The following is a 23032-nucleotide window of genomic DNA, read 5'->3' on the forward strand; positions in this document are numbered from 1 at the left end:
CCCGGCCCCCACGCCAGAGGGAGGACAGATGCACGACCGATCCGACCAGCTCGCCGACAGCAGATACCTCCTGCTCACCACCTTCGGCGAGGACGGCACCCGCCAGGACTCGCAGATCTGGGTGGTGCCCGACGGCACCGCGCTCGGCGTCTGGACCCCGGCCCACTCCGGGGAGGCCGAACGGATCCGGCGCCACCCCCGGGTGCTGGTCGGCCCGTGCGACGCCCACGGGCGCCCGACCGGACGGCCGGTGCCGGCCCGCGCACGGCTCTGCGACCCGGACGACACCGCCCGCTACCGCACCTCGCTGATCAACAAGTACGGCCTGACGGCGCTGATCGTGCTGGCCCGCAGCCGGTTCCGGGTCGGGCTGGCCGGGACGGTCGGCATCCGGATCACGCTCAACGAGCTGGAGCAGCGGCTGGTCGGGCCCGAGTGGCAGCTGCCGACGACGTACTGCGTCAACTGACTCCGTCGGGCGACCTGGTGGCGCCGAGGGGCGGGGGCCGGGCACGGACGTGCCCGGCCCCCGGCGCCGTTCGCGTGGTGAAGCGTTCGCGCTGCCGGGGACCGCTCTCAGGGCCCGTCGTCCGGCGCCTTCGCCAGGTCCCCGGGTTCGCACGCCTCCCGGCCCGTCGCCACGTGCACGACCCTGACCGACCGGTCGGGGCCGCCGGGCACGACCCGCTGTTCGTGCCCGCAGCGCGGGCAGATCAGCGGGATGCGCGAACGGTGCTCCCGGCCGCCGGCGTGGCCGCCGTCCGGGTGCGGGGCGCTCACGTCAGCGGGTGGGTCGGGACCGGGCTGACCTCCTGGATCTCGCCGTGGGCCTTGGTGAGCAGCTGCGAGGCCAGGTCGTTGAGGGCTCTGGCCCCCGCGATCTCCTCGCCGACCCGCAGCTGTTCCGGGTCCGAGGGGTGGCGGCTGCTGTAGCCGTGGGCCCGTAGTTCCCTGCCGTCGCGCAGCCGCAGCATGGCCGCGGCGGTCGTGCGCGGGCCGTCCTCGCGGAACTCCATCTCGATGTGCCAACCGACCAGAGTCTGCATGGCGGATCACCTCCATCGATTACTCCTCCGGTTACTCCTCCAGAGTGCGCCGCACCCACCGTGAACACCAGGGCAGGCGGACCGGAGGCAAGTTGAACGCGTTCAACTCTGCGGCGTAGAGTCGTCCACGACCAAGGTTTGAACACGTTCAAGGAGGTGCTTCCGGCATGGGCAAGGGCACGACGGAGCTGGTGAACCTGCTGGTCCTGCTCGGTATGGGCGCCGTCGTCCCGCTCGGCCTCGCCCTGATCGGCGAACCCGGCCTCGCCCGCGTCCGCCGGCTCTGGCCGCTCGCCGCCGTCCCCGGCGCGCTCTCGCTCTGGCTCCCGCGCGGCGGCCTCGCCACCGGCAGCGCCGCCCTCTACGCGCTCGGCACCCTGGCCGTCGCCCTCCACGCACCGCTGCGGCTGCGCCGGACCCGCTCGCTCGCGCCCGCCGAAATCGCCGTCCTCACCGCGCTCGCCGCCCCGGCGGTGGCCGGCACCGCCCTGGTCGCCGAGCGCTCCGGCTACCCGCTGTTCGGCTTCGAACCGCACGTCCTGGCGCTGACCGTCCCGCACTTCCACTACGCCGGCTTCACCGCCGCCCTCGTCGCCGGGCTGGTCTGCCGCAGCACCCGGCCGGGTTCCGGCGCCGCCCGCTGCGCCGCGCTCAGCGTGCCGGCCGGGACGCTGCTGGTGCTAGCCGGGTACTTCCTCGGCACCTGGGTCCAGTTCGCCGGGGCCTGCGTGCTCACCACCGGGATGTGGCTGGTCGGCCTGGTCACCTGGCGCGACCTGCGGCCGCGCGCCGCCGACCCGGTCACCGCCCGGCTGCTCACCGCCTCCTCGGCCGTCCTCGCCCTCACCATGCTGCTCGCCCTGTGGTGGGCCCTCGGCCAGGCGTCCGGACTCCCCCACCCCACCCTGGCCTGGATGGCCGCCACCCACGGCGTCGGCAACGCGCTCGGCTTCGCGCTCTGCTCGCTGCTCGCCTGGCGCCGGATCACCACCACGGAGGACCACCGATGACCGACCTCAGCTACCCGGAGCAGGGCGCCAGCGCCACCGGCCACCTGCCCGGCGGGTACCGCCACCTGCGGCACCGGGCGCTCGTCGGCCGGGGCCGCCCCGCCCTGGAGGTGGCCGGGGCCGCCCTGCTCGGCTGGCGGATGCACCGGCTGGCCGGCGTGCGGATCGACGCCGACGCGGACCGGGCCGCCCCCGGCGTCGCCGTGCACTGCGCGATCGGCGTCGGCCCGCTCCGGGCCGGCGCCCCCAACCGGGTGCTGGCCACCGTCGAAGGCCCGGACCGGTACGGCTTCACCTACGGCACCCGGGCCGGCCATCTGGCGTGCGGCGAAGAAACGTTCCTGGTCGAACTGGAGGCGGACGGGGCGGTCTGGTTCAGCGTGACCGCCTTCAGCCGTCCGGTCGCCCGGTACGCCCGGCTGGCGGGGCCGCTGCTGCCGCTCGCGCAGCGGGCCTTCGCCCGGCGCTGCGGCCGGGTCCTGGCCCGGATCGCGGCGGACGCAGGGCAATGCCTTGGCCCGACGGGCGGGCCGTCCGGCATGATCGCCCGGTGATACGCATGCAGCCGGCCCTCGATGTCGCCGCGGGGCAGCCGTGACCAGCTTCCTGACCCACCGGGCCCGGGTGCACGACGAGCGGCTGCCGGTGCGCCGGCGGCTCAACGCCCTACGGACCTGCCTGACCTGCTTCGCGCCGTACGGCTTCCGGGCCACCTACCACCACCTCACGCTCAGCGCCCGGATGCCCCGGCTGATGGAGGCCGACCCGGACTCGCTGGTGCGGGCCGTGGAGGAGCTGCACGAGGCGCGGGTCCTGTGGCTGGCCGGGGCGCGGGAGTACGAGGCGCGGCGCCGGGCGGAGAAGCGGGCCGGGCGGCGGCAACCGACCGAGCCGGTGTGGTGGAACCGCCCCTGGTGGGGCGCACCGGACGCGGCCTGGCGGGCGGACCCCTTCCTCCACCCGCCGCTGCGGCTGCCCGACTACGTCCGGCGGCAGAACGCGCTGCTGGACGGCGCCGTACTGCCCGGCTGCCCGGCCTGCGGGGACGAGGGGCCGGTGCTGTCGCGCTCGACCGGCCACGGCCTGGCCGAACTCTGCCGGACCTGCGCCTGGGTGCGGCAGCCGTGCCCGTGCGGGCGGTGGCACAGCTTCGAGCCCGCCCTGCGGGTCGGCTGGAACGGCATCTGGCGACGGGAGCACCTGACCGGCGACGGCACGCCGAACCCGCGCTGGCCCGGCGTACAGGGGCCGGCCCGGATCGAGCGGCTGGCGGCGTACCAGGTCTCCCACCCGTGGGGTTTCCGCTCCACGCCGTGAGCGGCGCCCGGGCGCTGAACCGGCGGGCGCTGGACCGGCGGGGGCGGCTACGGCGGGAGAGGCTCCGGCCCGGGCGGCTCCGGAATACCCCGTCGGGGCGCACGGTTGTCGCGAGCACGTGATCGGTAGCACCGCCTCCGGAAGGGAAGGAATCGCGAGATGAGCAGCACGGTCGAGCTGACCAAGGAGAACTTCGACGACATCGTCCCGGGCCCGGAGGGCCAGGACTTCGTCTTCATCGACTTCTGGGCCGGGTGGTGCGGGCCGTGCCGCCAGTTCGCCCCGGTGTACGAGAAGGCGGCCGAGCGCCACACGGACCTGGTCTTCGCCAAGGTGGACACCGAGGCGCAGGTGGAGCTTGCCTCCGCGTTCGGGATCCAGTCGATCCCCACGCTGGCGATCGTCCGTGAGGGCGTGCTCGTCTTCTCGCAGGCCGGTGCGCTGCCGGAGTCGGTGTTCGAGGACCTGATCGGCCAGGCCAGGAAGCTGGACATGGCCGAGGTGAAGCGCAAGGTGGCGCAGGAGCAGGCGGCCGAGGGCCAGGCCTGACCCGTCCGGGCGTCCGGACGTCCGCTTGTCCGAGGGCCCGGGGAGTGCGACTCCCCGGGCCCGGTCGCTCAGTAATCCGGGCGAAAATCCGGGCGAAGTCCGGCCGGGGTCGGTCCTAGGGCGTGTCGTCAAACCCCCGTCGTCCGCCCGGAGGGCGGGCGTGGCGGCGCTGGGGTGCGTGCATCGCAAGGCGGAGGAGGGAGTCCATGCGGAGCATCGGCGACCGACGACAACGCGGCGAGGTGCGTGCCCCAGCGCCGGCGCGCAGGCGGGGGTTTGACGACACGCCCTAGTACTGCAACGGTGCTTACCGTGACGGTTGTCGGGTTAGCTCGTTGAGCTGTTCATGGATGGGGACATATCCGAGGTCGATGCTCGTCGCTGGTCGGATGGGCTGGCAGGGTTACATGAGCGGTTTGCTCACCGGTTCGCGCGGAGTGAGTCGCGGGAGTCTGCGCTGGCTTACATGTGGGGCCTGCTGGCGCCTTTGGAGCGCAAGAACGGGTGGACGGTGGCCGAGGAGGCCGGTCATGTCGGTCCGGACCGGATCCAGCGGCTGCTGAACCGGATCGAGTGGGACGCGGACGGGGTGCTCGACGACGTACGCGAGTACGTCGTCGAGCACCTGGCGGATCCGGCCGGTGTGCTGATCGTGGACGACACCGGGTTCCTGAAGAAGGGTGTGCGTTCGGCCGGTGTCCAGCGGCAGTACTCCGGCACCGCCGGCCGTACCGAGAATTGCCAGGTCGGGGTCTTCCTCGCCTATTCCGGCAAGCCGGGCCGCACCCTGATCGACCGGGCGCTCTACCTCCCGAAGTCCTGGACCGACGACCGCGCACGCTGCCGGGCGGCAGGGATCGGCGACGAGGTCGAGTTCGTCACCAAGGTCCAGCTCGCCAGGGCGATGGTCCGGCGCGCGATCGACGACCAGATCCCGTTCCGGTGGGTGACCGCGGATGCCGGCTACGGCTACAGCAAGGGCTGGCGCTACGAGTTGGAGCAGGCGGATGTCTTCCACGTCGTGGCCACCACCAGCCACGACACCGTCGTCACCCGGAGGGCACTGGACCATCGGCTGCACGACCTGATCGCCGACCTTCCCCGTCAGAAGTGGAAGCGTCGTTCCTGCGGCGAGGGCGCCCATGGCCTGCGGGTCTACGACTGGGCCCGTGTCGAGGTCCGGCCGTGGCACCGCCCCGACCGCAAGCACTGGGTCCTGGCACGCCGCAGCATCACCGATCCCACAAAGCTCGCCTACTACATCGCCTACGCGCCCGCCGGTGCCACACTCAACGAGCTGATCGCCGTCGCGGGTGCCCGCTGGGCGATCGAGGAGTGTTTCCAGAGTGCCAAGGGCCAGTGCGGCCTGGACGACTATCAGGTCCGACGCCACCCGGGGTGGTACCGGCACATCACCCTGGCCATGGCGGCCCACGCCTACCTCACCGTCATGCGGGCCCAGCACCTCGAAAAGGGGCTGGACCCGCTCGAACGCCAGACCTGATACCCCTCACGGTCCCCGAGATCCGCCGACTGATCACGAAGCTCACCCGGCCTGTCCGCCGCAGCATCGACCACGTCCTGCACTGGTCCCGATGGCGTCGCAGACGCCAACAACAGGCCCGGACCAGCCACTACAAAAGACGAGGCCACAGCCCAAGAGCTGAAGCCTCGTCACGGTAAGCACCGTTGCAGTACTAGGGTCGTCGGCGACGGAGATCCCGCCCGACCGCGAGGAGCGATCCACCATGAGCACGTTCGTACTGGTCCCCGGTTTCTGGCTCGGCGCCTGGGCCTGGGAGGAGGTCGCCGGGCCGCTGCGCGCCGACGGGCACGCCGTCCACCCCGTGACGCTGCCCGGGCTGGCGGAGCGCGCGGGCGAGGCCGAGCCGATCGGGCTGGCGGAGCACATCGCCGCGCTGGCCGACCTACTGGTCCGCGAGGACCTGTGGGAGGTGGTGCTGGTCGCGCACAGCGGCGCCTGCGCCCCGGCCGGCGGGATCGCGGACCGGATGCCGGAGCGGATCCGCCGGGTGGTCTACCTGGACAGCGGCCCGATGATCGACGGCGGTTCGCTGTACGACCTCTGGCAGCCCGACCACCGCGCGGCGGCCGACGCCTCGGTGGTCGACGGCCGCCTCCCGATGCCCTCCTGGGCCGACCTCGCCGCCGACGGCGCCAGTGTGGAGGGCCTGGACGAGGCCGCGCTCGCCCGGATCCGCGAGCGGGCCACCCCGCACCCGGCCGGGGCGTACCGGGACCGGCTGCGGCTGACGGGCGCCTCGGCCGCGCTGCCGCAGGCACTGGTGACCTGTTCCTTCCCGCTCGCCCAGGTGCAGGCGATGATCACGGCCGGCCACCCGTGGTTCGCCGGGCTCGACGGGCCGAACTGGGAGCTGCGCGAACTGCCCACCGGGCACTGGCCGATGTTCTCCCGCCCGGCCGACACGGCGGCGGTACTGGCCGAGCTCGCGGCGCTCTGACCCGCCCCCGGCTCGAACCCGTCGGCGGGTTCGTCTGCGGGTTCGTCTGCGCGAAGCCCCGTCGACGTCGCAGGATGGGCACGGCGCCGGGCACACGGCCCGGCGCCCGTCCGGCCGGGGGCCGGATCCCACAGGAAAGCGAGCCCCTGCGGATGCACGCGGAGCGCGAGAAGTGGCCGCTGGAGGCCGTTCGGGTCAGGCTCGGGTACGAGACGAACGGCAGCCACGGGCCGACCTCCCGGAAGGCCGCCCTCACCGGCGCCCTCACCGACGCGCTGGACGACGCCCGGCACGCCCGGCTGCTCGACGTCCGCGACCACACGCCCGTCACCCTCGCCCTGCGGGCCGGGGTGGCCATCGACAGCACGGAGGACCGGGTATGACCAGCACCGCCGAGGAGTACGACGTCATCGTCCTGGGGGGCGGCCCGACCGGCGAGAACGTCGCCGACCGGACGGCCGCCGCCGGCCTGCGCACGGTGGTCGTGGAGGCCGAACTGGTCGGCGGCGAGTGCTCGTACTGGGCCTGCATGCCGAGCAAGGCGCTGCTGCGCCCGGTGGCCGCGCTGGCCGACGCCCGCGCGGTGGCCGGCTCCCGGGAGGCGGTCGGCGACCGGCGGCTGGACCCGGCCGCGGTGCTGGCCCGGCGGGACTCCTTCACCTCGCACTGGAACGACGACGGCCAGGTGCAGTGGCTGCGGAGCGCCGGCATCGAGCTGGTGCGCGGCCACGGCCGGCTGGCGGGCGTGCGGACCGTCACCGTGGAGGCCGAGGACGGCACCGAGCGGGTGCTCACCGCCCGGCACGCCGTCGCCGTGTGCACCGGCAGCCGCCCGGTGCTGCCCACGGGCGTGCCGGGGCTGGCGGAGGCCCACCCGTGGACCAACCGGGAGGCGACCGCCGCTCCGGCCGTGCCCGGGCGGCTGGCGGTGGTCGGCGGCGGCGTGGTCGGGGTGGAGCTCGCGACCGCCTGGCGGGCGCTCGGCTCCGAGGTGGTGCTGCTGGTGCGCGGCGACCACCTGCTGCCGCGGATGGAGCCGTTCGCGGGCGAGCTGGTCGCGGAGGGCCTGCGCGAGGCCGGGGTGGACCTCCGGTTCGGGACGGAGGCCACCGCGCTGGAGCGGGCGGACGGCGCCGGGCCGGTGGTCCTGACGCTCGGTGACGGCGAGCGGCTGACCGTGGACGAGGTGCTGTACGCGACCGGACGGGCCCCGCGCACCGCCGACGTCGGGCTGGAGCAGGTCGGGCTGAAGCCGGGCGGCTGGCTGGAGGTGGACGACAGCTGCACCGTGCTCGGCGTCGACGGCGAGTGGCTGTACGCCGCCGGGGACGTCAACCACCGGGCGCTGCTCACCCACCAGGGCAAGTACCAGGCCCGGATCACGGGCTCGGCGATCGTGGCCCGCGCCCAGGGGCGCGCGCTGGACACCTCCCGCTGGGGCGCGCACGCCGCGTCGGCCGACAGCGCGGGCGCGCCGCAGGTCGTGTTCACCCATCCGGAGGTCGCCGCCGTCGGACTGACCCTGGCGGCGGCCGAAGGGGCCGGGCTGCGGGTCAAGGCCGTCGACCACGACTTCGGCGCCGTCGCCGGGGCCTCGCTGTACGGCGACCACTACCGCGGCCGGGCCAGGGTGGTCTTCGACCTGGACCGCGAGGTGCTGGTCGGCGCCTGCCTGGTCGGCCCCGGGGTCGCCGAACTGCTGCACTCGGCGACCGTCGCCGTGGTCGGCGAGGTGCCGATCGACCGGCTCTGGCACGCCGTGCCCTCCTACCCGACGATCAGCGAGGTGTGGCTGCGGCTGCTGGAGGGCTGCCGGGGGTGAGCCGGGCGGGTGAGCGTTCCTGACGAGAGAGCCTTCCGGGTGAGTGGGCGCGGCGAGATGTGGCCGCCGGTGGACAACGGGACACTGGGCGTCGGGGGCCGTCCCGGGGGGCCGTACTCGTCACCAGGTGGTGTGGGCATGACCGAAGTGCTGTTGGCCGTCGGAACCGAGAAGGGCCTCTTTCTCGGCCGCAGCCGCGACCGGCTGGACTGGGAGTTCAGCGGGCCGCACTTCCGGATGAACGCGGTCTACTCCGTCTCCATCGACCGCCGCGACGGCCGCACCCGGCTGCTGGTCGGCGCCGACAGCAGCCACTGGGGGCCGTCCGTCTGGCGCTCCGACGACCTCGGCGCCACCTGGTACGAGCCGCCGCAGCCGGCGATCCGCTTCCCCGAAGCCACCGGCGCCTCGCTCACCCGGGTCTGGCAGCTCCAGCCGGCCGGCCCGGAGGCCCCCGGCGTCGTCTACGCCGGCACCGAGCCCGCGGCGCTGTTCCGCTCCGAGGACGGCGGCGAGACCTTCCGTCTGGTCGAGTCGCTCTGGAACCACCCGCACCGGACCGACTGGGGCGCCGGCTACGGCGGCCAGGGCCTGCACACCGTCGTCACCGACCCGCGCGACCCGCAGCGGCTGCTGGTCGCCGTCTCCACCGGCGGCGTCTACCGCAGCAAGGACGGCGGCGACAGCTGGGAGCCCGCCAACACCGGTCTGCGCGCCGAGTTCCTCCCGGAGGAGGGCCAGTACCCCGAGTTCGGCCAGTGCGTGCACAAGATCGCCCCCGACCCCGTCGACCCCGACCGGCTGTACCTGCAGAACCACGGCGGCGTCTACCGCAGCGACGACTGGGGCGCGAGCTGGCGCTCCGTCGCCGACGGGCTGCCCGCCGCGTTCGGCTTCGCCGTCGCCGCCCACCCGCGCCGGGGCGACACCGCCTACCTGTTCCCGCTCGGCGGCGGGGACGACCGCATCCCACCCGGCCGCCGGTGCCGGGTCTTCCGCACCACCGACGGCGGCACCAGCTGGCAGCCGCTCGCCGACGGCCTGCCCGGCGAGGACCACTACGGCGTCGTGCTGCGCGACGCGCTGCGCACCGACGACGCCGAACCGGCCGGGATCTACTTCGGCAACCGGACCGGCGACGTCTACGGCAGCCACGACGAGGGCGAGAGCTGGTCACCGCTGATCTCCCACCTGCCGGACGTGCTCTGCGTCCGCGCCGCGGTGGTGGCCTGACAATTCGGTTGCCCCCGAGCGCGCTCTCGTCGACCATGACGGCGGACGAACGACCGTACGAATGGGGCTGGGTGTGACCGAGACTGACTGGGTGATCGGGCGAAACGGCGAGGGCGTACCGGTGGTGCGCTACCTCCTCGGCGAGCGGGAGGGGCGGCCCTGGGCCGACCTGCTGGAGGTGGTGGACGGAAACGACGGCACCGACCCGGTGGAATTCGTCCGCACCGAGCTGGCCGGGTGGGTGGTCTCCGGGACCCCCGAGTTCGGCCTCGCCCTGCTGGAGCACGGCGCCACCGTGCTCCGGCACGCCCACGCCATGCGGCGCGACCTGGTCGCCGACCCGCCGCCCGCCGACTGGGCCGGGGCCCCGCTGCGCGGCGGCCTGCGGGCCGCGCCCTGCGACCGCGCGCCCGAGGACCTGTTCGAGGCCTGGCGGGCCGCGTTCGCCCCGGGGCACCCAGACCACTTCGCGGGCGACGACCGGCAGGCGCTGGCGCAGCGGATCGCCCCGCTGCTCGCCGGCGAGGTCATCGGGCCGGTGCTGCCGTCCAGCCTGCTCGCCGTGGACGCGCAGGACCGGGTGGTGGCCGGGCTCGTCCTCACCGACCGCGGCGGCCTGCCGTGGATCGCCGACGTCTTCCGGCACCCGGAGCTCGGCTACCGGGGCCTCGGCGCGGACCTGCTGCGCCGCGCCGTCGCCGACGCCGCCGAACGCGGGCTCGTCGAGGTGCAGTTGGCCGTCACCGACAGCAACCCGGCCCGTCGGCTCTACGAGTCCCTGGGCTTCGAGGTGCTGAGCACCTCGCTGACCGTGATCGTGCCGGAGAAGAGCTGACGGCCACCAGTCTCTGTCCGGCCGGTCTCGGTGGATCAGCCCGCGATCGGCCAGACAGCGCTACGGCCGGACCAGCTCCAGGACGGCTATCCCGGCCAGCACGATGAGGCTGGCGCTCAGCCGCAGCCGGCCGAGCCGCTCCCGGAACACCACGGTGGCGATCAGGGCGGCGATCACGATGCTCGTCTCGCGCAGCGCCGCGATCGTCGCCAAGTCCCCCCGGGACTGCGCCCACACCACCAGGCCGTAGGCCGTCAGCGAGAGCACGCCTCCCGCGATCCCCACCGGCACCACCTTGCCGACCCCGGTCAGCAGCGAACGGCCGCGCCGGGCCCAGACGATCAGCGCGAGCGTCGGCCCCTGCAACAGGAACAGCCAGGCCACGTAGCCGCCGACCGTCCCGGCGTGCCGGACGCCGCTGCCGTCCAGCACCGTGTAGACGGCGATCATCACGCCCGTCCCGGCGGCGGCCCCGAGCGCGGGCAGTTGCGCCCGCCCCGGGACGCCCTTGGCGAAGGCCAGCCCGATCAGGCCGCAGGAGATCACCACGACGCCCAACAGCTCGCCCGCGCCCGGGCGCTGGCCGAGCACGGTGGCCGACAGCAGGGCCACCAGCAGCGGCGCCGAGCCGCGCGCGATCGGGTACATCTGCCCGAAGTCGCCCAGCTGGTAGGCGCGTAGCAGCAGGACCGTCGACGTCGTCTGGACGGCGACCGAGGCCAGCAGGTACGGCCAGGCCGAGGCCGCCGGCAGCGGGTTGAGCAGCACCAGGACCAGCGCGCACGCGGTGTAGGTCAGGTTGATCAGCGCGAAGCCGACCAGCTTGTCCGCTATTCGGTGCGCCAGGCCGTTCCAGACGGCGTGCAGCACGGCCGCGGCGAGCACGGCCACCGGCACGGCCGGCACGATCTCGGGCATGGCGAAGCTCCCCTCCGACGGCCTTCCGGCGACCCGGCACGGCCTGGAACCGAATTCCACGCTACCCTAGCGCTATGGAAGGACATTCCGACATGACGCCCCTGGAGTCCCAGCTCGCCGCGCGGATCCGGGCCCGGCTCGGCGACCTGCGCGGCGCCGAGGCGCGGGTGGCCGAGGTGGTGCTCGACCGGGGCGCCGGCCTGGTGCACCTGAGCGTCAGCGACGTCGCCGCACTGGCCGGCACCGCCCCCTCCTCCGTGGTCCGGGCCTGCCAGCGGCTCGGCTTCCGCGGCTACCAGGAGCTGAAGATCGCCGCCGCCCGGCACTCCCCCGCCACGGCCCCGGCCCCCGCCGACGACGACGCACGCGACCCGGCCGCCCGGGCCCTCGCCGACACCCTGCGGGCCGCCCGCGCGGCCCTGGACGGGATCACCGCCACGCTCACCGCCGACGACCTGCGGGCGGCCGCCGACGTGCTGGCCGGCGCCGGCCAGGTGGTGCTGGTCGGTTCCGGGCTGTCCGGCGCGGTGGTGCTCGACCTCGCCTACCGGCTGCGCGCGCTCGGCCTGCGCGTCGACGCCCCCGCCGACCCACTCACCGCCCAACTGGCCGCCGCCCAGCTCCCGCCCGACGGCGTCTGCTTCGCGGTCAGCCACGGCGGCGCCACCCCGCTGGTGATCGACGCCGCGCGCCGGGCCCGGGCGGCCGGGGCGGCCGTGGTCGCGCTCACCAGCTACGCCCGCTCGCCGCTCACCGAGACGGCCACCCACACCCTGGTCGCGGGCGGGCAGGACCTGGTCTTCGGCCTGGAGACCACGGCCAGCCGGCTCGCCCACCTGGCCGCCGTCGACGCGCTCGCCCAGACCCTGCTGGCGCTGCGCGGGCGACCCGCCGAACAGGCCCTCGGCCTCTCGGCGGACATCACCGCGGACCACACGTACTGACCACGGCGGGCGCCCGGCGGCGACGGCAGCCCGGAGCTGTCGGAGGCGCTGTGTAGGCTCGCGGGCATGGCGAGGGTGACACGGGACGATGTGGCGCGGGTGGCGGGGACGTCCACGGCGGTCGTGAGTTATGTGATCAACGACGGGCCGCGGCCGGTGGCGCCCGCGACCCGGGCGCGGGTGCTCGCGGCGGTCGAGGAGCTCGGCTACCGCCCCAACCGGGTCGCCCAGGCGATGGCACGGCGGCGGACCAACCTGCTCGGCATGGTCGTGCCGGACGCCCGCCAGCCGTTCTTCGCCGGGCTCGCGCACGCCGTCGAGCAGGCCGCCGCCGACCACGGCCGGCTCCTGCTGATCGGCAACTCCGACTACGTGGACGAGCGCGAGGCGCACTACATCCGCGCGTTCCTCGGCATGCAGGTCGACGGGCTGATCCTGGTCACCCAGGACCCGGCCACCCCCGGGCTCACCGGCTTCGACGTGGGCGACGGCACCTCGGTCGTGCTGCTGCACCACCGGGCGGAGACCGCCGACGGCGTCGCGGTGGTGGCGGACGACGAGGGCGGCGCCCGCGAGGTGGTCCGGCACCTGCTCGGGCACGGCCACGCCGAGGTGCACTGCTTCGGCGGCACCCTCGCGCTCAGCCCGCACGACCCGGTCACCGGGCGGACGGCCGGCTGGGCCGCCGCGCTGGCCGAGGCCGGGCTGGCGACCGAGGGGCGGCTGGTGCCCGCGCCGTTCGACCGTGTCCGGGCGCACGCCGAGGCGCTCGCCCTGCTGGCCCGGCCCGACCGGCCGTCCGCCGTGTTCTGCACGACCGACGACCAGGCGATCGGCCTGCTGCGGGCCGCCGACGACCTGGGCATCCGGGTGCCGGAGCAGCTCGCGGTGGCCGGTTTCGACGACATCGCCGAGGCGGTGATCGCCGGCCCGGCACTGACCACCGTCGCGACCGCGCAGGACGAGATGGCCCGCGCCGCGGTCGACCTGGTCCTCGGCGGGGCCGAGCGGCGCTCCACCGGCGCGCGGACCTTCCCGGCCCGGCTGGTGCTGCGGCGCACCTGCGGCTGCCCGGCGCCGGAGCGGGCGACCGCAGGCGCAGCCGCGATCTGACTCCGCGCCACGCGCGCTCCGGACCGGTCGGGCCGCTGCCGGGCCGCCTACCGCCGCGCGGGCGCGCCGGTCAGCGGAGCTCGTCCGCGAGGAGGTCCATCAGCAGGTTGTCGTGCCAGGTGCCGTCCGGGCCGCGCTCGTACTGGCGCATGGTGCCGACGGAGCGGAAGCCGACCTTCGCGTAGCAGCGGATCGCGGCCGTGTTGTCGGCCGCCGGGTCGATGATCAGCCGGTGGTAGTGGTGGTGGTCGACGAGATGGCGGGCCAGCGTACGGACGGCGTCCGCGCCGAGGCCGACGCCGTGGACCTCCGGGTCGAGGTAGATGTCGATGCCGGCGTGCCGGTACTCGTCGTCGTTGTTGGCGTACCACTGGATGGCGCCGACGATCTTCCCGCCCACCTCGACGGCGAGGGTCTCGGTGTCGGGCTCCTCCAGGTCGCTGGCGACGGCGTCGGCGAGGTCGTCACCGCCCCGCCAGCGGGCGAACACCTCGGGCGTGCCGCGGATGGCCGCGAGCGCCGGGATGTCGTCGGTGCCGGCGGTACGGAGGGTCACCAGGGTGCCGTGCAGAATCGTCCCCATATGGGGCATGTTGGCACGGAAACAGGCATCCGGCGAGCTCTTTTCGGTCTCGGCTGCGATCGGGCCCACACCCCCTCCGAGCAGGGCCTACGGCCCCGGCGAGGATCCGACGGGGGCCCGCGTCAGGCCTCCGGCCCGTAGGCGCCGAGGCCCCGGCAGACCAGGCCGTCGCGGAAGGTCAGCACCTCGGCGACGGCTTGGCCCCGCTCGTTGCGGTAGTTGATGACGACGGTGTCCACGGAGGCGCGGACGTCCTCGACGGTGAAGTGCAGGTCGGGCAGGCGGTCGAGGCCCTGCGCCCAGTACGCGCGCAGGGCCTCCTTGCCGCGCACCTCGTCCAGCCGCTCACCGGTGAGCACCCGGATCCGGGGCGAGGCGAAGACCACATCCTCGGTGTAGTGGGCGAGGATGCGCTCCAGGTCGCGGGAGTTCCAGTCGGCGGCCCAGACCTCGGCGAAGCGCTCGGCGAAGGCGAGATCGATCGTCATGCGCCCATCCTCCCCACGGTCCCGTTGGCGGCACAAGGCTCGGACCGGGGCCCGGACCGGGGCCGCGGCTCGGCCCCGACCCGGCGGCACAAGGCCCAGCGACACAAGGCCCGGCTACGCGCGGCCGGGGCTCAGGCCGCCGGTTCACCCAGCGGGCCGAGCCACACGGCGGTGACCCCGCTGACGTAGCGGGCGCCGCAGTGGTCGTCGGGGACGACGAGCTGCGGGCCGGCGGCGTCCAGCGGGGCGCCGTCCATGCTGGTGGCCAGCAGGATCCGCTGGCCGCCGAAGTCGGGGTCGATCTCGGCCCAGGAGACGACGGCCCGGTGGCCGTCCGCGCCGCTGACCGAGAGCAGGAAGCGCAGCCGCTGCTTGCGGCCGGAGAAGTCGATCCGGGGCCGGGCCGCGCACAGCACGTCCCAGAGCGCGGGCCCCTCGTAGTCGTGCCGCTGCTCGCCCTCGGCCAGGCAGTCGAAGCTGACCTCGACGCGGTGCGCGGGGAGGGCGCGCAGCTGGTCGACCGACAGCTCGGCGGGCCGGTCGAAGTGGCCGTGCAGCCGGACGGTGGGGCTCGACGGGGTCATGGTGCTCCCTCCTCCCGGGCCGCGCCGCTGCGACCCGGGAGGGGGTTACCCGAGGGAGGGCCCGGGCATTCGCAGCTGCGGCGCTGAAAGGATGATTTCAGCGGCAGATGCGATGGCATGGAGCGCTTTCGGCTGGCAACTGCCGAGACAGGGGCGGGCATGCCCGAGGAGGCGGCTCGGCTCGGCGCGCCCCGCACCGGCGGAAGCCGGCGGAAGCCGCGAAAGCCGGCGGAAGCCGCGAAAGCCGGCGGAAGCCGCGAAAGCCGATGGAAGCGGCACCGCAATCGGGCGGACGACTGGTTCCGCACACCCGCCGAGGGGGCCCGCACTGGATGATCCGACAAGAAGAATCACCGCCGCATGACTTGCATTTACGATGCCCATGCACATCTGAACCTTGCACTTGCGAGGAGCAGCCGTGCGCGGCGCACAAAGGCGAGAGCGAGAGCGAGATGAGCGAGAGATGATCGTCGGCGACCTGCTGCACCTCGACGACCTGGACATCCGCCTGGCCTGGGGCACCCCGGACCTGCTCGACCGCCCGGTCACCGGGCTCAGCTCCACCGACCTCCAGGACCCGGCCCGCTACCTCCAGCCCGGCGAACTCGTCCTCACCGGCCTGGTCTGGTGGCAGCCCGCCGACGCCTCCGGCGCGCTGCGCTTCGCCACCGCTCTGCGCAGCGCGGGCGTGGCGGCGCTGCTGGCCGGCGAGGGCACCCACGGCAGCGTCCCGGACAGCCTCGCCGACGCCTGCCGCACCCACGGCATCCCGCTGCTGGCGGTGCCCGCCGGAGTCAGCTTCCGTGCCGTCACCGACCGCGTCTACCTGCGACTCTGGGGGGACCTGCGGGCCGGCGCCCAGGACACCGCGGCGATCCCGGAGACCGTCCGGCACGAACTGCTCGACCTGCTGCACGCGGACGCCGGGGCCGGCGAGGTGCTGGCCCACGCGGTCAGCCGGCTCGGGGTGCCGGACTGCTCGATCACCACCGCCGGCGGCCGGGCCGTCGCCGCCACCGCCACCACTGCCGTCACCGCCGTACCTGCCACCGCCCCACCCGTCCCGCCCGCCGGGCGCGGCAACACCGGGCTGCCCGTCGGGCCCCAGGACGGCTCGCCGTTCGACGGCTGGCGGCTGCGCCCGCACCTGCGCTCGGCGGCGGCCGAACCGGCACTCCAGGCCCTGGCCGAACTGCTCGCCCCGCTCGCCGCCCGCGCCCACGCCGACGCGGGCGCGCGGCGCCGGGCCGCCGGGCGGCTACTGGACGCGCTCGCCGGGGAGGCCGGGCTCGCCGAGCCGCTCGCGGCCTGCGGGCTGGGCGGGGCCGAGTCGCTGGTGGCGGTCACCGCGCGGATCGACGGCGGCCGGGCGGGCGAGGCGGGTGCCGCGCCGGGCGACGGCCCGCCCGTCGCCTGGGCGGCGTACGCGCTGGCCGAGGCGCTGCACCCGCTCGGCGCGCCGTACGCCGCCGGGACCGACCGCGGCGGGCGGTCCGCCGCGCTGGTGGCCGCGCCGGTCGAGCAGGTCGCCGAACGGCTGCGCCGGGCCCGGCCCGCGCTGCAGAGCCGGCTGACCGGCCGGCGCACTCTGCGAGTGGGCGTCGGCCCGGCCGCCCCGCCCGCCCCCGCCGCACTGCGGGCGGCGCTGGTGCAGGCCCGCTACGTACTGGAGGGCTCGGCCGGCCCGGTCGCCAGCGCCGCCGAACTGGACTCGCTGGACGGACTGCTGCGCGGCATCCCGCCGGAGGTGACGGCCGCCTTCCACGCCCGGCTGCTGGCCCCGCTGGCCGCCCACGACCGGGAGAACAGCGTCTCGCTGCTGGGCACCCTGGCGGTCTTCCTGGACCACGACGGCTCGTGGGCGCGGACGGCCGAGGCGCTGTGCATCCACGTCAACACCGTGCACTACCGGATCCGCCGGATCGAGGAGCTGACCGGCCGCAGCCTGGCCCGACTGCGGGACCGGCTCGACCTGCGGACCGCCCTGCTCTGCGCCCCGCAGCCGGTCCGGGCTCAGGCCCCGGCTCAGGCTCGGTAGACCGCCGAACGGGAGCGGCAGCTGCTGCGGGGGCGGGCGGCGGGGGACTGAGCGGCTCAGGAATCGGGCTTCAGGGTGTGTCGTCGAGGCGCAGCCGGGCACTGACCTCGCCGAGGCTTTCGGCGAGCACGGCCAGCTGCTCGCGGGTGAGCACGTCGATCAGCAGCTCGCGGACCAGGGCGACGTGCCCGGGTGCGGCCTGCCGCAGCGACTCCCGCCCCTGGTCGGTGAGTTCGGCGATGACGCCGCGCACGTCGCTGGGGCAGGAGCGGCGGGCGACCAGGCCCATCCGCTCCAGCTGGGTGACCTGGTAGGTGAGGCCGCTCTTGGAGGTGACCAGCTTGTCGGCGAGTTCGGTCATCCGCAGCGCGTGGGCCGGGGCGGCGGACAGGTGGACCAGGATCTCGTACTGCTGGTGCGAGAGGCCGGAGTCCTCCTTGAGCTGGCGCTCCAGTCGGCGGTTGAGCAGGTTGCTCGCGACGACGAAGCCCCGCCAGGCAGCCATCTCGTCCTGGTCCAGCCAGCGGGGTTCGTTCAGTGTGGACATGCAGTGAAGCCTACTCCTGTTGTTCAAATTCGAACGAAGGTGTACGGTCAGCGAGTAGAGGTTCAAATTTGAACTACTCTGCCGAGCCACCAGCCCGTTCGACCCAGGAGGAGGACGCCATGAGCACCGCGGCCCCCGAGCGTATGCCCGCCCTGTACCTCTCGCACGGCGCGCCGCCGCTCGCCGACGACCCGGTCTGGCCCGGTGAACTGGCCGCCTGGTCCGCCGACCTGCCCCGGCCCAAGGCCGTCCTGATGGTCTCCGCCCACTGGGAGGAGGCACCGCTCGCCCTCGGCGCCGTCACCACCGTGCCGCTGGTGTACGACTTCTGGGGCTTCCCCGAGCACTACTACCGGGTCCAGTACGCCGCCCCCGGCGCACCGGCGCTCGCCGACCGCGTCCGCAAGCTGCTGCGCGCGCCCGGCACGCCCGTGCAGGACATCCCCGACCGCGGCCTCGACCACGGCGCGTACGTCCCGCTGGTGGAGATGTTCCCGGAGGCCGACATCCCCGTCCTCCAGATCTCCATGCCCACGCTCGACCCGCAGCGGCTGCTGGAGATCGGCCGCCGGCTCGCCCCGCTGCGCGACGAGGGCGTGCTGATCGTCGGCAGCGGCTTCTTCACCCACAACCTGCGGGCGCTCAGCAACGACGGCCGGATCAGCTCGGTGATGGCCGAGTTCGACGACTGGGGCCGGCGCGCCCTGGACGCCCACGACCTGGACGCGCTGCTCGACTTCGAGCGCAAGGCCCCCGCCGGGCGGCTCGCCCACCCGCGCACCGAGCACTTCGCCCCGCTGTTCGTCACCCTCGGCGCCGGCGAGGCCGACCTCGGCAGCCAGCGCAGCGTCATCGACGGGTTCTGGATGGGGCTCGCCAAGCGGTCGATCCAGCTCGGCTGACCGGGCGCACCGTAACTGAGGGTTACAGCGCGCAGCAGGTGAAGCGCTCGCCGATGTGCTCGGGCTGCTCGGCCTCGTCGACCAGGGCGACCGCGTAGTCCGGCACCGAGATCCGGCTGCGCCCGGCAGCGTCCGTGAGCAGCTGCTCCAGGCCCGTCCGGTAGCGGCCGGTCCGCTCCCCCGGGCCGATCTCGGCAGCCGGGCTGAGCACCGTCCAGCGGACGTCGGAGACCGCCCGGTAGAAGTCCAGCGCCGCGCCGTGCGCGTGCATGATCTCCAGCACCGGCTCCGGCAGCCCCGGCGCGTCCCAGACCCGCACCCCCGGCGCGGTCTCCAGGCTGCCCGCGCCGCCGACCGCGATCAGCCGGGGCGCGGCGTCGCCGAGCGAGCGCAGGCCCTCCACCAGCGAACGGGCGGCCGGCCCGATCAGCGCCAGGTGGCCCGGGCCGTCGCCGCCGCCGACCGCGCTGACCAGGACGTCCTGGCCGGCCGCCACCCGGGCCACCTGGACCGGGTCCAGGACGTCCGCGCGTTCGACGAAGGCCGCCCCGCCCTGGTAGCGGTCCGGGTCGCGGACCACCGCGGTGACTTCGTGCCCGCGCGCGGCCGCCTCCGCGACGATGGCGCTGCCGATGGTTCCGTTGGCGCCGATCACGGCGATTCTGGCCATGGGGTACCTGCCTGTCTCTCGGGTGGTGGGGGTCGGGGAAGCTCGCCGCGACGTGGCATCGGCCAGGTTCGATTATCGGACGGTTCCACTGCGACGGCCCGAGACGTCGGCCTGTCGTGTGACGGGTGCGCCAGGCGGGGCGAACCGACCGGCCGCCAAGTCCTCGTGGACTCGGCGGCCGGTCGTTCAGGCGGTGGCCCAGGCGGTGGCCCAAACGTTGGCTCAGGCGTTGCCGGTGGCGATGCGCTCGGCCTGGCTGCGCTCGACGCACAGCTCGTTGCCCTCGGGGTCGCCCAGGGTGACCCAGCCCTTGCCGTCCGGGGTGCGGTGGTCGCCGAGCACCGTCGCGCCCAGCGCGACCAGGCGCTCCACCTCCTCGTCCCGGCTGCGGTCCTGCGGCTGGAGGTCGAGGTGGACCCGGTTCTTCACCGACTTGCCGTCGGGCACCCGGATGAACAGCAGCGAGGCGCCTGCGGACTCCACCACCGCCTCCTCGTCACCCGGGTTGTCGTCCTCGCCCAGGGTGCCGTCCAGCGCCTGGGCCCAGAACTGCGCGAGGCCGTGCGGGTCGGCGCAGTCGATCGTCACGTGTCGTACCAGAGATCCCATCCGGCTACTCTGACCTGCCGCGTTCGGCCCCGTCCAGCCGTTTCCTGGAGTGCCGGTGACCGTCCAACGGGAACTCCGGCGGCAAGGCCGTCAGCACCTCCTGGAAGGCGTAGCCGCTCTTCTCCGCGACCCGGCAGGACGCCTGGTTGTCCACCTGGTGCAGCAGGTCGATCCGGACCAGGCCGTCGTCGGCGAGCACCTCGAAGGCCCAGGCGGTGAGCGCCACCACCGCGCGCGGGGCCACCCCCCGGCCGCGGGCCGCGGCCGCCGTCCAGTAACCCACCTCGGCCGCCTCCCCGCCCGGGGTGCCGCGCTTGAGCGCGACGTTGCCGAGCAGTTCGCCCGTGCCGGGCTCCAGCACCGCGAAGCTGTACCGGCGGCCCTCCGCCCGGCCCCGGTACTGCAGCCCGAGCCAGTGCGCGGCCTCCTCGGCGTTCCCCACCGGGGTGCGGGTGAAGCGGCGCAGCGTCTCGTCCCGGTACGCCTCGATCAGGGCCGGCGCGTCCGCGTCCTCGAAGGGGCGCAGCAGCAGGCCCGCGGCCCTCGGGTGCGCGGTGACGGGGGCGGTCACCGCAGTCCCCCGGCCTCGTGGCGGGTACTGCCCGGTCGTCGGTCGCTCATGGTGCTTCTCCCCGTGGGTGCATGGCCGTTCGCTGCGATCTTCCTAGCAGGTGGCCGGTGGGCCCGCCGCATCGGTCGCCCGTCTGTTCGCGACGGGCCCAGCAAACGGAATCCGCTCCTTCCACTCTGCTCCCACCGGCGACACCCCCGATCGGGGGTGTCCGGCGGGCGGGTGGGAGAGGACAGTGGGCGCATGCAGATTCCACTCTCCGTGATGGACTTCCTCGACCGGGCCGAGCTGGTCTACGGCGACCGGGTCGGCATCGTCGACGAGCCGGTGCAGCCGGCCGAATCCTGGGGCGAGCTGAGCTACCGCCGGGTCGCCGAACTGGCCCGGGCACAGGCGGCCGGGCTGGACCGGCTGGGCGTCGGGCCGGGCGAGCGGGTCGCCGTCGTGTCGCACAACTCGGCCCGGCTACTGACCTCCCTGTTCGGGGTGAGCGGGTACGGGCGGGTGCTGGTCCCGGTGAACTTCCGGCTGAAGGCCGAGGAGGTGGCGTACATCGTCGAGCAGAGCGGCGCGTCCGTCCTGCTGGTCGACCCCGAACTCGCCGACGCGCTGGGCGGGGTGACGGCCAAGCACAAGTTCGTGCTCGGCGCGGACAGCGACGCGCTGCTCCACGACTTCGACAACTCCCCCCGGCGGTACGAGATCGCCGAGAACGACACCGCCACGATCAACTACACCAGCGGAACCACCGCCCGCCCCAAGGGCGTTCAGCTCACCCACCGCAACATCTGGCTGAACGCGGTACTGATGGGCCTGCACTACGGCGCCGGCGACCGGGACGTCTACCTGCACACCCTGCCGATGTTCCACGCCAACGGCTGGGGCCTGCCGTTCGCCCTCACCGGGCTCGGCGCCCGGCACATCGTGCTGCGCAAGGTCGACGGCGCGGAGATCCTGCGCCGGGTCGAGCGGCACGGGGTGACCTTTCTCAGCGGCGCGCCCGCCGTGGTCCAGATGGTGCTGGACGCGGCCGCCGAGTGGGACGGCCCGGTGCCCGGCCGGGACCGGGTGCGGATCGTGGTGGCCGGCGCGCCGCCGCCGACCTCGGTGGTGCAGCAGGTCGAGTCCGAGCTGGGCTGGGAGTTCATGCAGCTCTACGGCCTCACCGAGACCTCCCCGGTGGTCACGGTCAACCGCTCGCGCGCCGAGTGGGACGCCCTGCCCGCCGCCGAACGGGCCGAGAAGCTGGTGCAGGCGGGCGCCCCCGCGCTCGGCACCCGGCTGCGGGTCGACGCCTCCGGCGAGATCCTGGTGCGCTCCAACACCGTGCTGGACGGCTACTGGCAGCAGCCCTCGGCCACCGCGGACGCCCTGCGGGACGGCTGGTTCCACACCGGCGACGGCGGCGTCCTCGGCCAGGACGGCCAACTGACCATCTCGGACCGGAAGAAGGACGTCATCATCAGCGGCGGGGAGAACGTCTCCTCGATCGAGGTGGAGGACTGCCTGTACGGCCACCCGGCGGTCGCCGAAGCCGCGGTGATCGGAGTGCCGCACGAGAAGTGGGGCGAGACCGTCAAGGCGCTGGTGGTCCTCCGGGAGGGCCAGGGGCCCGTCACCGAGGCCGAGTTGATCGCTCACTGCAAGCAGCGGCTGGCCGGCTACAAGTCGCCCACCTCGGTGGAGTTCCGGGCGGCCCTGCCGCGGACCGCCACCGGGAAGCTGCAGAAGTTCCGGCTGCGCGAGCCGTACTGGGCGGGGCGGGAGCGGCAGGTCGGCTGAGGCGCACCCACTGGCCCCGACCAGGCACGTTCACCGGTCGACCAGGCACGTTCACCGGTCGACCAGGCATGTTCACCGGTCGATCAGGCCGGACTCGCGTGCCGCCAGGGCGAGTTCGGTGCGGTTACGGACGCCGAGCTTGTGCATCGCGGACTTCAGGTAGCCCGTCACGGTGTTGCAGGTGAGGCCCAGCCGGGCGGCGATCTCCGGATTGGTCCGGCCGGTCGCCGCCCAGCGCAGCACCTCGTGCTCGCGCGGGGTCAACGGCCGCACGGGGGCGGCCCGTCGGGGTGGCGCGGACCGCCAGGCGGCCGCCCCGGCCAGGGCCCGGGTCGCCGTCGCGGCCAGTTCGCCGACGGCGGCGATCCGCACGTCCCCGAACGGGACGACGGCACGCAGCGACGCGTACACCACGCCGTACACGGTGTCGCCGTACAGCAGCGGCACGGTGAGCATCGCGTACAGGTCCTCGGCGCTGACGGCGGCGTCGTGGTCGTGCGAGATCGTGGTGGCGGCACGGTAGTCGGGCACCCAGCTGGGCGCCCGCTCGGCCAGCGCCCGCCCGCCCAGGCCGGTGCCGGTCGGGACGGCCCGGTCGTGCAGCAGGTCGGCCCGGGTGCCGGCCCAGTGGCGCAGCACCATACCCGTGTCGCGCCCCCGGGGCCCGGCCGGCGGCTGCGGCACGCCGACCAGTCCGACGTCGGCCCCGCACTCGGCCACCACCCGCCGCGCGAGGTCGCCGAGCACGGCGTCCCGCACCAACTCGGCGGCACGGGCGGCGAGCCCGGGATCGTCCGAGTGCGCCGGGGTGGTGAGGGTGTCCGCGGCCCCGGGGCCCGTCTTCGCCCTTGTCATCGCGAGATTGTCACACGCGGCACGGCCGCTGGCGAGAGTGCTGACATGGGTGTTCCCCGCGTCTTCGACGCAGTGGCGGGCACGGCGGCCGGGCCGGGCGTAGGGTGCGGCCGTGACGTACCGGCGGGTAGTG

At 74.5% G+C, this 23032-nt stretch carries 26 protein-coding genes and 1 pseudogene; 16 read left to right on the forward strand and 11 right to left on the reverse strand.

Annotated elements, in window-relative coordinates; translation table 11 throughout:
- The first annotated feature begins 28 nt into the window (after positions 1 to 28).
- Complete coding sequence (locus A6F73_RS06905; RefSeq protein ID WP_063346966.1) at positions 29 to 469, forward strand: PPOX class F420-dependent oxidoreductase; 441 nt, start codon at positions 29 to 31, stop codon at positions 467 to 469.
- A 107-nt stretch (positions 470 to 576) separates the two neighbouring features.
- On the opposite strand, the gene A6F73_RS06910 is transcribed toward A6F73_RS06905, so the two are convergent.
- Both A6F73_RS06910 and A6F73_RS06915 read right to left on the reverse strand, forming a co-directional pair.
- Positions 577 to 780, reverse strand: a complete 204-nt coding sequence (locus tag A6F73_RS06910; protein WP_063346967.1) for a hypothetical protein — start codon at positions 778 to 780, stop codon at positions 577 to 579.
- Positions 777 to 1046: a DUF1876 domain-containing protein gene (locus A6F73_RS06915; RefSeq protein WP_063346968.1), complete on the reverse strand. Its 270-nt coding sequence runs from the start codon at positions 1044 to 1046 to the stop codon at positions 777 to 779. Before A6F73_RS06915 ends, A6F73_RS06910 begins: the two co-directional genes overlap by 4 nt.
- A gap of 167 nt (positions 1047 to 1213) precedes the next feature.
- On the opposite strand from A6F73_RS06915, the gene A6F73_RS06920 reads away from it, so the two are divergent.
- From A6F73_RS06920 to A6F73_RS06965, 10 genes and pseudogenes are all read left to right on the forward strand, one after another.
- Complete coding sequence (locus tag A6F73_RS06920; RefSeq protein WP_063346969.1) at positions 1214 to 2056, forward strand: YndJ family protein; 843 nt, start codon at positions 1214 to 1216, stop codon at positions 2054 to 2056.
- Positions 2053 to 2610 carry a DUF1990 domain-containing protein gene (locus A6F73_RS06925; RefSeq protein ID WP_063346970.1) on the forward strand — a complete coding sequence of 186 codons (558 nt, stop codon included), beginning with the start codon at positions 2053 to 2055 and terminating at the stop codon, positions 2608 to 2610. The genes A6F73_RS06920 and A6F73_RS06925 overlap by 4 nt, the downstream gene beginning before the upstream one ends.
- Positions 2611 to 2650: 40 nt before the next feature.
- Positions 2651 to 3373, forward strand: coding sequence for a hypothetical protein (locus tag A6F73_RS06930; protein WP_063346971.1), 723 nt, complete (start codon positions 2651 to 2653; stop codon positions 3371 to 3373).
- A gap of 147 nt (positions 3374 to 3520) precedes the next feature.
- Positions 3521 to 3922 (forward strand): annotated as a pseudogene (locus A6F73_RS06935) (thioredoxin domain-containing protein); the annotation flags it as partial.
- A gap of 346 nt (positions 3923 to 4268) precedes the next feature.
- Positions 4269 to 5426, forward strand: a complete 1158-nt coding sequence (locus tag A6F73_RS06940) for an IS701 family transposase (RefSeq protein WP_063346973.1) — start codon at positions 4269 to 4271, stop codon at positions 5424 to 5426.
- 244 nt (positions 5427 to 5670) lie between these two features.
- A complete protein-coding gene (locus A6F73_RS06945) occupies positions 5671 to 6405 on the forward strand; it encodes an alpha/beta hydrolase (RefSeq protein ID WP_063346974.1) in 735 nt (244 codons plus the stop codon).
- Between the two features lie 152 nt (positions 6406 to 6557).
- Positions 6558 to 6788, forward strand: coding sequence for a hypothetical protein (locus A6F73_RS06950; protein ID WP_063346975.1), 231 nt, complete (start codon positions 6558 to 6560; stop codon positions 6786 to 6788).
- Positions 6785 to 8227 (forward strand): NAD(P)/FAD-dependent oxidoreductase, encoded by a 1443-nt coding sequence (locus tag A6F73_RS06955; protein WP_208869058.1) that lies wholly within the window; start codon positions 6785 to 6787, stop codon positions 8225 to 8227. The genes A6F73_RS06950 and A6F73_RS06955 overlap by 4 nt, the downstream gene beginning before the upstream one ends.
- A 138-nt stretch (positions 8228 to 8365) precedes the next feature.
- A complete protein-coding gene (locus A6F73_RS06960; protein WP_063346976.1) occupies positions 8366 to 9460 on the forward strand; it encodes a hypothetical protein in 1095 nt (364 codons plus the stop codon).
- A 73-nt stretch (positions 9461 to 9533) separates the two neighbouring features.
- Positions 9534 to 10295, forward strand: a complete 762-nt coding sequence (locus tag A6F73_RS06965; protein WP_244293317.1) for a GNAT family N-acetyltransferase — start codon at positions 9534 to 9536, stop codon at positions 10293 to 10295.
- Between the two features lie 60 nt (positions 10296 to 10355).
- On the opposite strand, the gene A6F73_RS06970 is transcribed toward A6F73_RS06965, so the two are convergent.
- Entirely contained in the window at positions 10356 to 11213 is an 858-nt protein-coding gene (locus A6F73_RS06970; RefSeq protein ID WP_063346978.1) for a DMT family transporter, read from the reverse strand.
- A gap of 92 nt (positions 11214 to 11305) precedes the next feature.
- On the opposite strand from A6F73_RS06970, the gene A6F73_RS06975 reads away from it, so the two are divergent.
- On the forward strand, positions 11306 to 12157 hold the full coding sequence (locus A6F73_RS06975) for a MurR/RpiR family transcriptional regulator (protein ID WP_244293318.1): 852 nt from the start codon (positions 11306 to 11308) through the stop codon (positions 12155 to 12157).
- Positions 12158 to 12223: 66 nt separating this feature from the next.
- The gene (locus tag A6F73_RS06980; RefSeq protein ID WP_063346980.1) at positions 12224 to 13270 is read left to right on the forward strand and encodes a LacI family DNA-binding transcriptional regulator; all 1047 of its coding nucleotides are present in this window, start codon (positions 12224 to 12226) and stop codon (positions 13268 to 13270) included.
- Positions 13271 to 13340: 70 nt separating this feature from the next.
- On the opposite strand, the gene A6F73_RS06985 is transcribed toward A6F73_RS06980, so the two are convergent.
- The 3 genes from A6F73_RS06985 to A6F73_RS06995 form a co-directional block, all read right to left on the reverse strand.
- Positions 13341 to 13853: a GNAT family protein gene (locus A6F73_RS06985; RefSeq protein WP_079135490.1), complete on the reverse strand. Its 513-nt coding sequence runs from the start codon at positions 13851 to 13853 to the stop codon at positions 13341 to 13343.
- A 122-nt stretch (positions 13854 to 13975) separates the two neighbouring features.
- Positions 13976 to 14341 carry a nuclear transport factor 2 family protein gene (locus tag A6F73_RS06990; RefSeq protein ID WP_063346981.1) on the reverse strand — a complete coding sequence of 122 codons (366 nt, stop codon included), beginning with the start codon at positions 14339 to 14341 and terminating at the stop codon, positions 13976 to 13978.
- A gap of 131 nt (positions 14342 to 14472) precedes the next feature.
- Positions 14473 to 14925: a molybdopterin-dependent oxidoreductase gene (locus A6F73_RS06995; RefSeq protein WP_063346982.1), complete on the reverse strand. Its 453-nt coding sequence runs from the start codon at positions 14923 to 14925 to the stop codon at positions 14473 to 14475.
- Positions 14926 to 15388: 463 nt separating this feature from the next.
- Between A6F73_RS06995 and A6F73_RS07000 the strand changes: the two genes are divergently transcribed.
- Positions 15389 to 16963 (forward strand): PucR family transcriptional regulator, encoded by a 1575-nt coding sequence (locus A6F73_RS07000; protein ID WP_063346983.1) that lies wholly within the window; start codon positions 15389 to 15391, stop codon positions 16961 to 16963.
- A gap of 70 nt (positions 16964 to 17033) precedes the next feature.
- On the opposite strand, the gene A6F73_RS07005 is transcribed toward A6F73_RS07000, so the two are convergent.
- Positions 17034 to 17501 (reverse strand): MarR family transcriptional regulator, encoded by a 468-nt coding sequence (locus A6F73_RS07005; RefSeq protein ID WP_063350998.1) that lies wholly within the window; start codon positions 17499 to 17501, stop codon positions 17034 to 17036.
- A 128-nt stretch (positions 17502 to 17629) separates the two neighbouring features.
- Here A6F73_RS07005 and A6F73_RS07010 point away from each other — a divergent pair, with 128 nt between their 5' ends.
- The gene (locus A6F73_RS07010; RefSeq protein ID WP_063346984.1) at positions 17630 to 18412 is read left to right on the forward strand and encodes a class III extradiol ring-cleavage dioxygenase; all 783 of its coding nucleotides are present in this window, start codon (positions 17630 to 17632) and stop codon (positions 18410 to 18412) included.
- 22 nt (positions 18413 to 18434) lie between these two features.
- Here A6F73_RS07010 and A6F73_RS07015 read toward each other — a convergent pair whose 3' ends face one another.
- From A6F73_RS07015 to A6F73_RS07025, 3 genes are all read right to left on the reverse strand, one after another.
- Entirely contained in the window at positions 18435 to 19082 is a 648-nt protein-coding gene (locus A6F73_RS07015) for an NAD(P)H-binding protein (RefSeq protein WP_063346985.1), read from the reverse strand.
- A 222-nt stretch (positions 19083 to 19304) separates the two neighbouring features.
- Positions 19305 to 19691, reverse strand: a complete 387-nt coding sequence (locus A6F73_RS07020; protein ID WP_063346986.1) for a VOC family protein — start codon at positions 19689 to 19691, stop codon at positions 19305 to 19307.
- A gap of 4 nt (positions 19692 to 19695) precedes the next feature.
- Positions 19696 to 20262 (reverse strand): GNAT family N-acetyltransferase, encoded by a 567-nt coding sequence (locus A6F73_RS07025; protein ID WP_063346987.1) that lies wholly within the window; start codon positions 20260 to 20262, stop codon positions 19696 to 19698.
- A gap of 243 nt (positions 20263 to 20505) precedes the next feature.
- On the opposite strand from A6F73_RS07025, the gene A6F73_RS07030 reads away from it, so the two are divergent.
- The gene (locus A6F73_RS07030) at positions 20506 to 22044 is read left to right on the forward strand and encodes an AMP-binding protein (protein WP_063346988.1); all 1539 of its coding nucleotides are present in this window, start codon (positions 20506 to 20508) and stop codon (positions 22042 to 22044) included.
- A gap of 72 nt (positions 22045 to 22116) precedes the next feature.
- On the opposite strand, the gene A6F73_RS07035 is transcribed toward A6F73_RS07030, so the two are convergent.
- Positions 22117 to 22899, reverse strand: coding sequence for a LuxR C-terminal-related transcriptional regulator (locus A6F73_RS07035; protein ID WP_063346989.1), 783 nt, complete (start codon positions 22897 to 22899; stop codon positions 22117 to 22119).
- Positions 22900 to 23032 lie beyond the last annotated feature (133 nt).

It is taken from the genome of Streptomyces sp. MJM8645 (assembly GCF_001625365.1).
Classification (GTDB): Bacteria; Actinomycetota; Actinomycetes; order Streptomycetales; family Streptomycetaceae; genus Kitasatospora.

What these genes read in the sequence shown, in the direction of transcription:
- A6F73_RS06985 (WP_079135490.1), bottom strand. Translation starts at nt 13,853, where the DNA reads ATGGGGACGATTCTGCACGGCACCCTGGTGACCCTCCGTACCGCCGGC.
- A6F73_RS06980 (WP_063346980.1), top strand. Translation starts at nt 12,224, where the DNA reads ATGGCGAGGGTGACACGGGACGATGTGGCGCGGGTGGCGGGGACGTCC.
- A6F73_RS06950 (WP_063346975.1), top strand. Translation starts at nt 6,558, where the DNA reads ATGCACGCGGAGCGCGAGAAGTGGCCGCTGGAGGCCGTTCGGGTCAGG.
- A6F73_RS06915 (WP_063346968.1), bottom strand. Translation starts at nt 1,046, where the DNA reads ATGCAGACTCTGGTCGGTTGGCACATCGAGATGGAGTTCCGCGAGGAC.
- A6F73_RS07000 (WP_063346983.1), top strand. Translation starts at nt 15,389, where the DNA reads ATGATCGTCGGCGACCTGCTGCACCTCGACGACCTGGACATCCGCCTG.
- A6F73_RS06975 (WP_244293318.1), top strand. Translation starts at nt 11,306, where the DNA reads ATGACGCCCCTGGAGTCCCAGCTCGCCGCGCGGATCCGGGCCCGGCTC.
- A6F73_RS06940 (WP_063346973.1), top strand. Translation starts at nt 4,269, where the DNA reads ATGGATGGGGACATATCCGAGGTCGATGCTCGTCGCTGGTCGGATGGG.
- A6F73_RS06905 (WP_063346966.1), top strand. Translation starts at nt 29, where the DNA reads ATGCACGACCGATCCGACCAGCTCGCCGACAGCAGATACCTCCTGCTC.
- A6F73_RS06945 (WP_063346974.1), top strand. Translation starts at nt 5,671, where the DNA reads ATGAGCACGTTCGTACTGGTCCCCGGTTTCTGGCTCGGCGCCTGGGCC.
- A6F73_RS07020 (WP_063346986.1), bottom strand. Translation starts at nt 19,691, where the DNA reads ATGGGATCTCTGGTACGACACGTGACGATCGACTGCGCCGACCCGCAC.
- A6F73_RS06995 (WP_063346982.1), bottom strand. Translation starts at nt 14,925, where the DNA reads ATGACCCCGTCGAGCCCCACCGTCCGGCTGCACGGCCACTTCGACCGG.
- A6F73_RS06955 (WP_208869058.1), top strand. Translation starts at nt 6,785, where the DNA reads ATGACCAGCACCGCCGAGGAGTACGACGTCATCGTCCTGGGGGGCGGC.
- A6F73_RS07035 (WP_063346989.1), bottom strand. Translation starts at nt 22,899, where the DNA reads ATGACAAGGGCGAAGACGGGCCCCGGGGCCGCGGACACCCTCACCACC.
- A6F73_RS06970 (WP_063346978.1), bottom strand. Translation starts at nt 11,213, where the DNA reads ATGCCCGAGATCGTGCCGGCCGTGCCGGTGGCCGTGCTCGCCGCGGCC.
- A6F73_RS06920 (WP_063346969.1), top strand. Translation starts at nt 1,214, where the DNA reads ATGGGCAAGGGCACGACGGAGCTGGTGAACCTGCTGGTCCTGCTCGGT.
- A6F73_RS06990 (WP_063346981.1), bottom strand. Translation starts at nt 14,341, where the DNA reads ATGACGATCGATCTCGCCTTCGCCGAGCGCTTCGCCGAGGTCTGGGCC.
- A6F73_RS07015 (WP_063346985.1), bottom strand. Translation starts at nt 19,082, where the DNA reads ATGGCCAGAATCGCCGTGATCGGCGCCAACGGAACCATCGGCAGCGCC.
- A6F73_RS06960 (WP_063346976.1), top strand. Translation starts at nt 8,366, where the DNA reads ATGACCGAAGTGCTGTTGGCCGTCGGAACCGAGAAGGGCCTCTTTCTC.
- A6F73_RS07030 (WP_063346988.1), top strand. Translation starts at nt 20,506, where the DNA reads ATGCAGATTCCACTCTCCGTGATGGACTTCCTCGACCGGGCCGAGCTG.
- A6F73_RS07010 (WP_063346984.1), top strand. Translation starts at nt 17,630, where the DNA reads ATGAGCACCGCGGCCCCCGAGCGTATGCCCGCCCTGTACCTCTCGCAC.
- A6F73_RS06925 (WP_063346970.1), top strand. Translation starts at nt 2,053, where the DNA reads ATGACCGACCTCAGCTACCCGGAGCAGGGCGCCAGCGCCACCGGCCAC.